This is a genomic window from Sphingomonas sp. HF-S4, from assembly GCF_032911445.1.
In the GTDB taxonomy this organism is placed as follows: Bacteria; Pseudomonadota; Alphaproteobacteria; order Sphingomonadales; family Sphingomonadaceae; genus Sphingomonas; species Sphingomonas agrestis.
Window position 1 is genome coordinate 520453 of the sequence record NZ_JAWJEJ010000001.1, and the last position, 12611, is coordinate 533063.

General features: G+C 66.8%; 11 protein-coding genes. 3 read left to right on the forward strand and 8 right to left on the reverse strand.

Going from position 1 to position 12611, the window contains the following annotated elements; all coding sequences use genetic code 11:
* Window positions 1-100 precede the first annotated feature (100 nt).
* Window positions 101-1117, forward strand: a complete 1017-nt coding sequence (locus tag RZN05_RS02320) for an LLM class flavin-dependent oxidoreductase (protein ID WP_317227547.1) — start codon at window positions 101-103, stop codon at window positions 1115-1117.
* A gap of 51 nt (window positions 1118-1168) precedes the next feature.
* Here the strand turns inward: RZN05_RS02320 and RZN05_RS02325 are convergent, their stop codons facing one another.
* A complete protein-coding gene (locus RZN05_RS02325; protein WP_317225010.1) occupies window positions 1169-1450 on the reverse strand; it encodes a hypothetical protein in 282 nt (93 codons plus the stop codon).
* Window positions 1451-2669: 1219 nt separating this feature from the next.
* On the opposite strand from RZN05_RS02325, the gene RZN05_RS02330 reads away from it, so the two are divergent.
* Window positions 2670-2801, forward strand: a complete 132-nt coding sequence (locus tag RZN05_RS02330) for a hypothetical protein (protein ID WP_317225011.1) — start codon at window positions 2670-2672, stop codon at window positions 2799-2801.
* Between the two features lie 152 nt (window positions 2802-2953).
* On the opposite strand, the gene RZN05_RS02335 is transcribed toward RZN05_RS02330, so the two are convergent.
* A complete protein-coding gene (locus RZN05_RS02335; RefSeq protein WP_317225012.1) occupies window positions 2954-3382 on the reverse strand; it encodes a hypothetical protein in 429 nt (142 codons plus the stop codon).
* 15 nt (window positions 3383-3397) lie between these two features.
* Complete coding sequence (locus RZN05_RS02340) at window positions 3398-3919, reverse strand: SOS response-associated peptidase family protein (RefSeq protein ID WP_317225013.1); 522 nt, start codon at window positions 3917-3919, stop codon at window positions 3398-3400.
* Window positions 3920-3968: 49 nt separating this feature from the next.
* Here RZN05_RS02340 and RZN05_RS02345 point away from each other — a divergent pair, with 49 nt between their 5' ends.
* Window positions 3969-4583 carry an SOS response-associated peptidase gene (locus RZN05_RS02345; protein WP_317225014.1) on the forward strand — a complete coding sequence of 205 codons (615 nt, stop codon included), beginning with the start codon at window positions 3969-3971 and terminating at the stop codon, window positions 4581-4583.
* A gap of 16 nt (window positions 4584-4599) precedes the next feature.
* Here RZN05_RS02345 and RZN05_RS02350 read toward each other — a convergent pair whose 3' ends face one another.
* The 5 genes from RZN05_RS02350 to RZN05_RS02370 form a co-directional block, all read right to left on the reverse strand.
* Window positions 4600-7911: an error-prone DNA polymerase gene (locus RZN05_RS02350; RefSeq protein ID WP_317225015.1), complete on the reverse strand. Its 3312-nt coding sequence runs from the start codon at window positions 7909-7911 to the stop codon at window positions 4600-4602.
* 35 nt (window positions 7912-7946) lie between these two features.
* Window positions 7947-8390: a hypothetical protein gene (locus RZN05_RS02355; protein WP_317225016.1), complete on the reverse strand. Its 444-nt coding sequence runs from the start codon at window positions 8388-8390 to the stop codon at window positions 7947-7949.
* A 399-nt stretch (window positions 8391-8789) separates the two neighbouring features.
* Window positions 8790-10337 (reverse strand): Y-family DNA polymerase, encoded by a 1548-nt coding sequence (locus tag RZN05_RS02360; protein ID WP_317225017.1) that lies wholly within the window; start codon window positions 10335-10337, stop codon window positions 8790-8792.
* A complete protein-coding gene (locus RZN05_RS02365) occupies window positions 10258-10989 on the reverse strand; it encodes an ImuA family protein (RefSeq protein WP_317225018.1) in 732 nt (243 codons plus the stop codon). Before RZN05_RS02365 ends, RZN05_RS02360 begins: the two co-directional genes overlap by 80 nt.
* Before the next feature lie 557 nt (window positions 10990-11546).
* Complete coding sequence (locus tag RZN05_RS02370; protein WP_317225019.1) at window positions 11547-12482, reverse strand: sigma-70 family RNA polymerase sigma factor; 936 nt, start codon at window positions 12480-12482, stop codon at window positions 11547-11549.
* Between the last annotated feature and the right edge of the window lie 129 nt (window positions 12483-12611).

The following is a 12611-nucleotide window of genomic DNA, read 5'->3' on the forward strand; positions in this document are numbered from 1 at the left end:
GGCCTGTCCGGAAACGATGCGGAAGGGCTGGGCGAGACTTATCTGAAGGGAAAGGCCTGCCATGGCACGCATGGCGCGCGCGACGGGATCGAACATAGATATGAAGAAGATCGGCTTTCTCTCGTTCGGCCATTGGTCGGGCGCACCCTATTCGGCGACGCGCTCGGCGTCCGATGTGCTGCTCCAGTCGATAGACCTCGCAATCGCCGCGGAAGAACTCGGCGCCGACGGCGCCTATTTCCGGGTTCATCATTTCGCGCGTCAGCTTGCGTCCCCGTTCCCGCTGCTGGCGGCAGTCGGCGCGCGGACGAAGCGGATCGAGATCGGAACCGGCGTGATCGACATGCGCTACGAAAACCCTTTCTACATGGCCGAGGATGCAGGCGCCGCTGACCTGATCAGCCGCGGGCGTCTGCAACTGGGGATCAGCCGGGGATCGCCCGAGCAAGTAATCGAGGGATGGCGCCATTTCGGCTATGCACCCGCTGAAGGCGAAAGCGATGCCGATATGGGCCGTCGGCACGGCGAGGTGTTGCTCGACCTGTTGCGGGGCGAGGGCTTCGCACAGCCCAATCCGCGACCGATGTTCCCCAACCCGCCGGGCCTGCTGCGCCTGGAACCCCATTCGGAGGGATTGCGCCGACGGATATGGTGGGGCTCCGCGTCCAATGCGACGGCGCTCTGGGCCGCGCAGAAGGGCATGAACCTGCAGAGCTCGACCCTTAAGGCCGACGAGGGCGGCGAGGCCTTCCATGTCCAACAGGCCAGGCAGATTCGATTGTACCGCCAGGCATGGAAGGAAGCGGGGCACGACTGGGAGCCGCGCGTCTCGGTGTCGCGCTCGATCTTCGCGCTGATGAACGATCAGGACCGCGACTATTTTGGGCGGGGTGACGATAGCGACCAGACCGGTGTCATCGACAACATGCGCGCGGTGTTCGGACGCTCATATGCGGCTGAGCCGGAGCGTCTGATCGAGCAGTTGCGGCTGGACGAGGCAATAGCGGAGGCGGACACCATCCTGCTGACCGTGCCGAATCAGCTGGGCGTCGACAATAATGCGCACGTGCTTGAGAGCATCCTCAACCATGTCGCGCCGGCGCTCGGTTGGCGCTGAGCCTGGCCCCCATCCTGGTCCGTGCCGGCTCCCCGGCACGGGCGGGCCGGCTCAGCGTTGGCTTGCCGCGGGAAGGCGCTCCACCAATTGGGCGATCGCCGCGCCGATGAACTGATCGGCAAGCGCGCCGTCGAGTTGGACCGGGCGCTCGAGCGTCAGCCTTGCGACGTCGCGATGAGGATCGTCGAGCGCACGCCAGGCGCGCACCGCGCGCTCCAGGCTGGTGACTTCGGCAAGCTCCTCCTCTCCCCGGGGGACGTTCTCTAGGGAGGCACTCATCCGCCAGTCGATTTCGGGCGTCTTGGTGGGATCGTCCCGGGTGGCTTCGGTCATCGGTTGGCTCCCATTTTTGCTACCGTGCCAGAGTGCGGGGCGTGCCGTTCGGTTCCGCGCGCAGCATCTGACAGCGCGCGAGAAGCGGACGCGGGCTCCTCAGCATCGTGACCGTGCATCCTCGCTCCGCATCCAGCGTGCCGCATCGACCTGGGAAATCACGCTTTGCGACCGTTGCCGGTGAGCCCCTCGATCTCAAAACGCATGCGCTGCAGATATTCGGGATCGAATTGAACGGGCAGCCGAAGGCGGACATCCGCGTTGCACCTTCTGGCACAGCGTGCCGAGCGGCTGAAACGGGGGGGATCTCGATGCCAAACGCCTCTGCTGCTTCGCGGGGCGCGAACCTCTTCCACGCTTCGGCCGGATCGACTTCGCCTGGGATCCACCGGGCGCCCCCATGCTTTCGCGACCAGGAAGGGCGAACCGGGACGGACGAGCAGCTCCTCCCGGATTGTTTCGCTATCCTGCCAGCCGAGCACATCGTCGCGTCGGCGCCTCGTCGGACTGATTTCAGACCGCTCGCGCCCCGTCGCGTCGAACCGGTTCGCTGTCACGGTTTGAATCCCTCCGATGCCGGGACCCGGCCTGGATCATGTTGGTCCATGCGAGGTCGTCGTGGCAACCTGTGCAGGTCTGCGCGAGACGATGAAGCATGGCACCTGGCACAAGATCCGATGGCTCGGGCGGCTCGGCATCATCGCAGTGCCGCCATGATCATGCGTGAAGCAGCGGACGGCATGGGCTCGTCAAGCGGACCTTAGTTGAGCGGTGTCGGGCTCGAGGTCAGCGGGATCGGCCTTGGCGCCTCTTGCCCCAGCGAGGTCGTTCCGCGGCGCGCAGCAGGCGCATCGAGGCTGCGCTGGTGGCCGGTTTCGAGCGGCGATCGCGCGACGTTCCTGGCGGTTCATGATCGATTTCTCCGGCTGGATACAGCGCGCTGAATGAACCTCTGATCACCTTCATCGTTCCCGCTCGGATCGGGCCATGGAGTCGGGGGCGCTAGCGGGCGCCCCTGGTGGTCCGACGCGGGGTCTAAAAGCGTCTCTTGCGTCGCCGGTGTGGGTCATTCGACCATGCATCGGTCTTAAAATCCGGAAAGACCAAAAGAGCAGGCGATCGAACAGAGTATTCCGCAGTCGTGCGGCGGCGCCCGTCGGAATAATGGTTGATGGGCGCAAGATCTTGGTCGTGCGCTTTTCAGGGCTGGAACCGCAGCATGCTACGAATCTGGCCGGACCCGCGCGACAGCAAGCCCGACAGCAAGTGGGCAGTCGGCGCCATCGTCGCATTGATTGGCCTCGGCATGGCCATCCAACTCTATGCGTGGATCGCGCCGCTGTTTCGCTAGAGACTGGCAGCGGCTTTACTCGGTACGAGGCTCGGCCTCGCGGTCGCCATTGTCCTCCCGGGATGCGGGACGACAGTGCGAGACCGAAGGGGAAGGCCCCGTGCCGGTGTGCCACTTACCGTTCGGGCCGCCCGGCTTGGCCAAGGAGGCGCCTACCAGGGAAGGTCTTCGAGGAAGAGGACCATCTCTTGGAACGCCGCCGCCTCGAAGCCGATGCCGATGCCGGTGCCGGTGCCGGTGCCGGTGTCGACCAGCGGGTGCTGCGCCGCGGCCGCCAGTACCGCTTGCGGGTCCGACTGCCGGGTCGGATCATGCGCCGCCGTCCATTTGGCGAGCGCGGTGACTCGCGCATGGAGTGCCGCGCCGGCAAGCGCGTCGTCGGCAAAGCCCGAATCCGCCGCATAGGCCTGCAGCGCCAGTGCCTGGGCATGCGGATCGTCCTGATGGCTGGCAGGCACCATCGCCAACATCGCGAGCGCCGCAGCCAGCTGCTGCCCCGACAAGGGAACTGCGTTCAGGCGATCGATCGCGCTGAGGGCCGGTGCGGCGGGAGCCGGGGCGGTGGATGGATGCGGCAACATGGCGACGGCTCTCGCTTAATATGCCAGCCTGCGCTGGCGGTCCTCGAGCCCGAGCGGGCCCACTTCCTCGATCTGAAAGCTGCGCGCTGGCAGCGCGCGCAACAGCATGTCCTCAGGCTGGCTGAGATCGAGCCAGGCCATGTTCTGGCGCCGCAGCAGCACCGCGCCCTGGCGCTCCTGATAGGGAAAAATGTCCGGGTTGGCCTCGATCGTGATGATCGCGTAGCTGACGTCCTTGTCGCCGAAGCTGGGGCGCCAGACCCCGGCGAGATAGAAGAAATTGCCGTCCTCGAGCATCACCCGGAACTTGCGGTCGCCGTTCGTCACCTGGAATTCGCTCGCCGGGATCAGGCATCGCTGGTGCGGGAAGGTCCGGCCTTCGGCCCGGAGGAACTTGCGCGGCTTGTCGCCCGGCTCGACTCCGTCCAACCCCCAGGCCGCTTCGATCAGCTGCGGCTTTCCGCTGAGGGGGTTGCGCCGGACGATCGCCTTGCGACTACCTAGCGCGGCATCCGACTCGAAGGGCATGGCTTCCATGATGAGAACATAATGCGAACGTGCGACGCAGGCAAATCGGGAAGCCGCGATGTGCAATGACTATCGCCTCGAGGTGGGGATCGCGTCGATCCTCGAGGACTTCGCGGATCTCGAGATCGCCGTCGATGCGCCCGAGGGTACGCCCAACGTCGCGGCGCGCAGCGACATCCTCATCACCGACATTGCCCCCATCGTCCGCAGCGCGGAGGGGGGAGGGGGCGAACTCGTCAACCGGCGCTGGAGCTGGCCCGGGCAGCAGGGCAAGCCGGTCTACAATTTCCGCTCCGAAGGTCGCGAGTTCACGTCCCGCCGATGCCTGATCCTCGCGGACGGCTTCTACGAATTCACCAGGCCCGAAGACCCCAAGCAGAAACGGCAGGACAAGTGGCTGTTTACGCTTCGCGACCATCGCTGGTTGTGCATTGCGGGCATCTGGCGGGCACATCCGCAGGTCGGGGAGGCCTTCACCATGCTCACGATGGCGCCCGGCGAGGATGTAGCGCCCTATCATAGCCGGCAGATCGTGACCCTGCCGCGCGATCGCTGGGCGGACTGGCTCGATGCGTCCGTGCCTGCGCGCGAGATAGTGCAGCCGCTGCCCAAGGGCAGTCTCGATGTCGTGCGGGTCTACCCGCGCGCGTCCGCGCAGCCTGCGCTGCTCTAGATGCCGACACCCTGGCTCAGCGGAAATCGCGCGGCTTGATCTTGATGCCCTCGGTCTGCTGCCCGGGAATGATGCCGGAGCCCAGACGCAGGTCGGGAATGTAGATCTCGCGTGCGGCCTTGCCCAGCGGCCGTTCGGCGGGATCGCGTGGATCCGGTCCCTGTCCGTGCTTGACCACATCGGCCCGGCTGACGCGGTAGATCTCGCCGATATCGTCGCGGCTGCCGACGCTGGCGAGCATCGGTGACAGATCGTCGAGGCGGTCGGCGACGACATGGACGACGTCTCCTTCGCGCTGAACCTTGCCGCGCACCCCCATCATCGACGCGCCGAGCACCGTGCGGCGGTATTTCTCGAAGACGTTGGTCCACACCACCAAGTTGGCGACATCGGTCTCGTCCTCGAGCGTGATGAACATCACGCCCTTGGCCGAACCCGGCTTCTGGCGCACCAGAACCAGCCCGGCCAGTTCGATCCAGCGTCCGTCCTTGATGGTGCGGGTCGCGGAGCAAGGCAGGATTCTGCGCCGTGCCAATTCGTCGCGCAGAAAGGCGAGGGGATGTGCGCGCAGCGACAAGGCGGTGGCGCGATAGTCCTCGACCACTTCCTGTCCTTCGCCCATCGGTACTAGCGCGACTTCGGGCTCCACTGCCTCGTCGCACCATTTCGCTTCACGTGCGTCGGCGGCGGCGAACAGCGGCAGCGGGGCATCGGCCAAACCCTTGACCTGCCAGAGCCCGGCGCGGCGCGACTGGTCGAGCGAGCCGAAGCCATCGGCTTCGCCGATGCGGTTGAGCGCACCGGCACCGACCCCGGCACGGCGCTGGACCTCCTCGACGCTGCCATATGGCATGGCACCGCGTGCCGACACGATTGCTGCGGCGTCGGCATTGGCGAGGCCGCGGACCATGCGCAGCCCGAGCCGCACCGCCTTGAAGGTGCCGCCCGTGTCCTCGAGCGTGCAGTCCCAGCGGCTGCGATTGATGTCGATCGCGCGCACCACGATGCCATGCTCGCGCGCGTCGCGGACGATCTGCGCCGGCGCGTAGAAGCCCATCGGCTGGGCATTGAGCAGCGCCGCGCAGAAGGCGTCGGGATGGTGGCACTTCATCCAGGACGAGGCATAGGCGATCAGCGCGAAGCTCGCGGCATGGCTCTCGGGGAACCCATAGCTGCCGAACCCCTCGATCTGCGTGAAGGTCTTTTCGGCAAAGGCGGGATCGTAACCGCGCGCGACCATCCCATCGATCAGCTTGTCGCGGAAATGGCTGACGCCGCCGGTAAGCTTGAAGGTCGCCATCGCGCGCCGCAACAGGTCCGCCTCGCTTGCGGTGAAGCCGGCGCATTCGATCGCGACGCGCATTGCCTGCTCCTGGAACAGCGGCACGCCCAAGGTCTTTTCGAGCACGCGGCGCAGCTCGGGGGTCGGATAGGTTACCTTCTCGAGCCCGGCACGCCGGCGACGATAGGGATGGACCATGTCGCCCTGGATGGGCCCCGGCCGCACGATCGCGACCTGGATCACCAAGTCGTAGAAGGTCCGGGGTGCCATCAGCGGCAGCGACGCCATTTGCGCGCGGCTCTCGATCTGGAACACGCCGAGCGTGTCGGCCTTGCGGATCATCTTATAGGTGGCGGCATCCTCTGCCGGGATCGTCGAAAGGTCGAGCATCACGCCCTTGTCCTGCTCGAGAAACGCGAAGGCACGGCGCATGCAGGACAGCATGCCGAGCGCGAGCACATCGACCTTCATGAAGCCCAATGCGTCGATATCGTCCTTGTCCCATTCGATGACTTGGCGATCCTCCATCGCCGCTGGCTCGATCGGCACGAGATCGTCGAGCCGATCGCGGGTGAGAACAAAACCGCCGGGATGCTGGGAGAGGTGACGCGGGGTGTCGATCAGCTGCCTGGCGAGCTCGAGGGTGAGAGCAAGGCGCGGATCCGCCATGTCGAGGTTGAGCTCGGCGGCGTGCTTCTCTTCGACGCCCTCGCGGCTCCAGCCCCATACTTGGCTGGCGAGGCCAGCGGTCATGTCCTCGCTAAGCCCCAGCGCCTTGCCGACTTCACGCACGGCGCCCCGGGCGCGGTAGCGCGTCACCACCGCGGTCAGCGCCGAGCGGTCGCGGCCATAGGTCTCGTAGATCCATTGGATCACTTCCTCGCGCCGCTCATGCTCGAAATCGACATCGATATCGGGTGGCTCGCGGCGTTCGGCGGAAACGAAGCGCTCGAATAGCAGTTCGGAGCGCACCGGATCGATCGACGTGATGCCAAGGCAATAGCAGACCGCGGAGTTGGCGGCGCTGCCGCGGCCCTGGCACAGGATCTCGCGTCGGCGGGCTTCGGCAACGATCGAATGGACCGTCAGGAAATAGGGCGCATAATCGAGTTCGGCGATCAGGCTCAGCTCATGCTCGAGCTGCGACCGGATCTTGGGCGTGACACCGTCGGGATAGCGCTGTGGCGCCTTCTCCCAGGTCAGCCGTTCGAGTTCCTGCTGCGGCGTGCGGCCCGGCACCCGGATCTCGTCGGGATATTGATAGCGCAATTGCTCGAGATCGAAGTTGCAGCGCTGCGCGATCTCGAGACTGCGCGCCACGGGGCGGGCGTCGCCGAGATAGCGCTGGAACAGCCGCTCCATTTCGGCGGCCGGCTTGAGATGACGATCGGCGATCGCCTCGCGCCGGTCGCCGAGCTGGTCGATCGTGCACTTCTCACGGATGCAGGTAACCACGTCCTGGAGCAGCCGGCGCTCGGGGCTGTGATAGAGAACGTCGCCGGTCGCGACCGTGGCAACGCGGGCACGTTCGGCTAGCGCGACGAGGTCGCGCAGCCGAATCGCGTCCCTGGGCCGACGGCGCAGCGACAGCGCCAGATAGGAGCGGTCGCCGAAGATCCGTGCGGTGCGGGCAAGCGCCATTTCGGTGGTGGCGTCGGCGCGATCCGGGACTAGCAGGCCGATCAGCCCCTCGCTCCATTCCTCGACATCGGCCCAGTCGAGATGGCAGGCGCCCTTGCCCGCCCGCATCTTGCCCACTGAGAGCAGGCGGGTCAGCCGGCCCCAGGCAGCGCGGTCCGTCGGATAGGCCAACAGCGCGCTGCCATCGGCGAGGTCCAGCCGGCAGCCGGCGATCGCGCGAACGCCAGTCGTCTTCTGAGCGTCCCAGGCGCGCACGATGCCCGCGACCGAATTGCGGTCGACGATACCGAGCGCTGGCAGGCCGAGCAGCGCGGCCGCGGCGAACAGATCCTCCGGCGAGGACGCACCGCGCAGGAAGCTGAAATGACTGGTGACCTGGAGTTCGGCATAGGCGGGGAGGGACATGACACGTGCGATGTGGGCGGCGGATCGGCCGTCGATCAGTGGCGGGTAGGGGGGGACGTGCCGGGCTCGCGATCCTCCAGGATCGCACGCTGAACCGCGGCGAAACCCTGCTGCTCTTCGCGAAAGCCAGGCAGCTTGTCCTCTCGGATCAGCCGAACGGCGGTGCATCTGCCATCGGCGAATGCATCGGCATCCACGGGGAAGCGGCCTACCGGCTTATCGGCGAGCACGCGCCGTCCTTGCAAAAAGCCATCGCTGCCGCGGTCGATCAGGAGCGTCGCGACCTGCTGCCCAGGGTTTTCGCTGCCGCTTGGCATGCTGAAGCGCAGGCCGCGTGCATTGGTCACGAAAGCCGGATGACTGCCATCCTCCAGCGTGATGCAGCCGTCCGCGAAGCGGATGGTCGGCAACCCATCCCACTCTACATCTTCGCCAAAGCCCGGGCTGACATAGACCCGCCAGGTTCCGGTGATCCGCATCGCGTGCTCCATCGACTCGAACAAGTCCCTGCTAATAGAACAAATAAGGAACAATGACGAGTCCGGGTTGGAGGTGACGGTGCGCAGACTTCACCTGCGAGGGGCGGGCGACCGACCGGGCGCGCAAAGCTCCAGGCGAGGGGCCGGCGCACGAGGCAACGTTTGCGGTTGCGGCAAGACGCGCAAGATGGGTTATTTACAGCGACGGACGGTGTCCGGGAGCGCGCGGCATGGAAGCGCTCAGCCATGACGGCAGCTTCGACCCCGAGATCGCGATCGAGGATATGATAGGCTTCCTTCGGGGCAGGGTTTCGGAGGCCAATCAGACCGAAATCCAGCGGCGCCGGGAAGCGCGCATCCGACGCCGTTTGGCGCGACTGCGGACCGCCGACAATTCGGTCACGCAAACGCCCCGTGCAGGAACCAGGTCATCGGTCCGGTCGCGCTATGCTCGCCATCGCCTTGTCGGAACAGCCAGTAGCGCCCGCCGCCTTCAACCTCGACCTGGAAATAGTCGCGGACCGCATAAGGCTGGCGCGCCTCGTGCCCGGCCTCGCGCCACCATTCGCCATGCAGCCGCTCGGGGCCGTCCGCCTGGACGACGCGATAGCGTTTGCGTTTCCATACGAACATCGCCGGCGGATGGTCGGGGAGCATCGCCATCACCTGGATCGCCTGCGGCGGATCGAGCAGCCGGCCGGGACGGGGCAGATCGTCCGCCCAGCGCCTGCCATGCGGCGCGTCGAGCGCGCGCGACGCGCCCACCGAGCGTTCGGGCATGCCGCCCGAGCGGGGCTCGGCGCGGTACAGGCTTGCCTGGCCGAACCGGTTCGCGAGCGCGTCGACCAAGCCGCTCAGATCGGCCTTGCGCTCGGAACGCTCGGCAAGGTCGTGCTGGGCGCCGGCCAGCACTTCGGTCAGCGGCGCGATCAGCGTCATCGCCTCTATCCCGAAGCCGGGCTCGACCTGGTCCACGCGCGCGGCCAGCAGTTTGGCGAGATGGGCGGGGTCGCGCGTGGGGGTGGCGGTGCCCACCCGGATCGACTGGATGCCGCCATCGACACGGTGGAACCAGCAGTCGAGCCGGCGCGCCCCGGTGCCGGCCGCGACGAACTGGCGGACCAGGTCCGCGACGAGGTCGCCGATCACCTGCACGAAGGCCTCGACCGTGCTGATCGGCTCGAGCAGGCCGCGACGGGCGCGCGGCTGCGTGGGGGGAAACACCGCTTCGATCGCTTCCGGGGCATGGCCGAGCGCTTGGTTGAGCCGAGCGTGCAGGCTGCGGCCGAACCGGCGGGCGAGCGGCCCGCGCGGCGTGCCGAGCAGTTGCTCGACGCGCTCGAAGCCGAGTTTCCGAAGCCCTTCGACCACCCCGGGCTCGAGGCGCAGGCTTGCAATCGGCAGCAGCGTCATTGCCTTGGCGCTCTGGCCGGGCTCGATGATCACCGGCCGGCCGGCAGGCACCTGGCGCGCGACCGCATGCGCGCAGCCCGCCGTGTCGGCGACGGCGATCTGCGCCTCGTAGCCGGCGCGCGCGATGCGTCGGTGCAGGTCCTTGAGCAAGGCGGGCTCGCCGCCGAACAGCGGCGCACAGCCGCTGATGTCGATCCAGATGCCATTGGGCGGATCGGGCGCAACGAATGGCGAATAGCGCCCGCACCACAAAGCGAGGCGCGTCAGCGCGGCTAGGTCACCTGCCGGATCGCCATCGACCACGACGAGCTCGGGCACCAGGCTGCGCGCCTTGGTCGCGGTCATGCCGGTGCGGATGCCCGCCGCCTTCGACGCCGCATCGGCCGCCGCGATGACCTTGCGGCCATGGTAGGGGACGGCCGTGGCGAGCGGCGCGTCGCGCGAAGGGCCGGGCTCAGCCAGCCCGGCGCCGCTCTTCCGCCGCAGCCGGTCGGTCGACCAGTAAGGCAGGTAGAGCGAGACGACCCTGCGCATCGCAGGCCTCCACGATCCAGGATTTGGCGTCGCCGCCGCGGACCCGCTCGAGCCGGACGTCCCAGCGTGGGCGCGCAAGACTCGGGATGCCGAGCGCTTCGCTCGGCGCGGCGCGCACCCGCCAGCGGGTGACCGCGGCAGTGCTTTCGGCCATGGCGTCGATCGCCGAGGCGCGCCGGAACACGAACGCCATGACCCCGGAGCTTTCGGCGGCGAGCTGCAGCCGCTTCGACGCGGTGGTCGACAGCTTGGCGACCTCGCCAACCACCCCAGCGAGCCCGGGATGGCGCAGGCACTCCTCCATCGCGAGGAGCACATGGGTGTCGCTGCCCGCCTCGACATGGATCACGCGATCGGGGGCGAGCCCGGCAAGGTCGAGCGCGGGGGCGAACAGGTCGCGCCAGCGCAGGCACCAGAACACCGGCCCTTCGATCCGCGCGAGGATCCCGGCCAGGAACACCGTTGCGGCGGCATCGTCGCACAGCTCGCTGCTGCCCGCGACTTCGTGCAGCGCGCCGCCGGCGAGCCCGCCGCCGGGTAGATGGCGGTCGATCGCGCGAAGCCCGAAGGGCAAAGCGGCGCGCGGCGCACTGGTGCCTTCGATAGCGGCGATGCGCGCGCGCAACTCGGCAAGGACGGCAGGGTGCCTCATGACGGAAAAGACTCGGGAAGCGGTTGATTCGTTCCTTTTTTGTTCTGAAAGACTTGGGCGCGTCAAGCTGTGGGCCTGCCGGTGCTGTGGATGCTTCCTTCTCGGCGCCTCGCGCCGGGCGGCGCGACCGCGCTCCACGGCTGCGCCGCTAAGCCCCACCAGTGTGCCGGGTCTCGGCCTGGCGGTACGATCGCTGGCGCAAAAAGGGAGCGGGAAGGTATCGCCCGGGTGTCGAGAAGTCCGCTTGCAGACCGCCGACGCCTTAAGCCTGAGCCTGAACCGGCGCGGGCAACCCGGACGACGCGGCGGAGGCTACGGGATTGTGCAGGGTAGGCCAAGGCTGCTCGCGACCCTCAATATCGCTATGAAAGTACCTGGTGATGAGCCGGTCCACCTTCGCAAGACGCCGCCGATGATGGGGAAGCCGACCAACGGCTATCCAGCCTCAGGTGGCATAATCAGACGCTTGTTCATACGCCTCGCCAAGGTAGCTACGCGCCCAATACGGCCGTTCGGACCCCGTTTGCGCATTCCTACGAGCGGCCGTTCTGCGTGGGTTAGGGGCGGGGCCTTGGTTGGTCGATCTCGGCGATCATGTTGCCTGTCAGATGCTGCAACTTGTCAGGATTGCGAACGATGTAGATCGCCGCGATCTTGCCGCGGCGTATATCGAGCGCGGTGGTCTGCACGAGACCGCGGTCGACGCTGATGTAGCCAGGCAGACCATCGATCTCCGCAGTGCGCAGTAGTTCGGCGGCCGGCGCGTTCTTGCGCCGCAGTCCGGCGAACAGGCGCAGCACGCGATCAGCGCCGCGAATAACGTTGCGGAAGGCCAGGACCTTGCCGCCGCCGTCCGAGTGAATCTCGACATCTTGCGCCAGCAACGATGCGAGCGAAGCAGTATCCCCATCGCGTGCGGCGACGAAGAATGCCTGCGTAATCCGGCGTGCCTCGGCCGCTTCGACGCTGAAACGCGGGCGAGCGGCTTGGACATGCTTGCGCGCTCGAGAAGCCAACTGACGCACCGCCGCTGGCTCGCGACTGAGCGTGACAGCGACGTCGCTCAACGCGACGTCGAATACGTCGTGGAGCAGGAAGGCCGCGCGTTCCAGCGGCGACAGGCGTTCCATGGCGAGCATCAGCGTCATCGTGATATCGTCGGCAATCGTTTCATCGGGATCGATCGAGCCCACCAACGGGTCCGGCAACCACGGACCGATATAGGTTTCCCGGCGCGAGCGAGCGGATTTGATACGATCGAGGCACAGCCGCGTGACGATCCGCGTCAAATAGGCGGCGGGTGAATCGATGCCGCCCTCGACCTGCTCCCATTTGAGCCACGCATCCTGCGCGACATCCTCAGCTTCGCTGACTGAACCGAGCATCCGATATGCCAAGCGGACAAGCCGCCTACGCTCGTGCTGGAAATCAGCCAGGCGAGAGCTTGGTTCGATCCGCCTTCCTGCCGTCTCCGCGCTGTCGATCCCCGTCATCTTGCGTTGCTCCTCTGGTCTCCCTGATCTGACGAGCCAGCCCGGCGCAGTGTGACATGATCGCTGCCACGGCGAAAATTTCTTGTCCATGTCACATCGCGGCAACCCGCCTCGTCAGTGCAGCGGGCG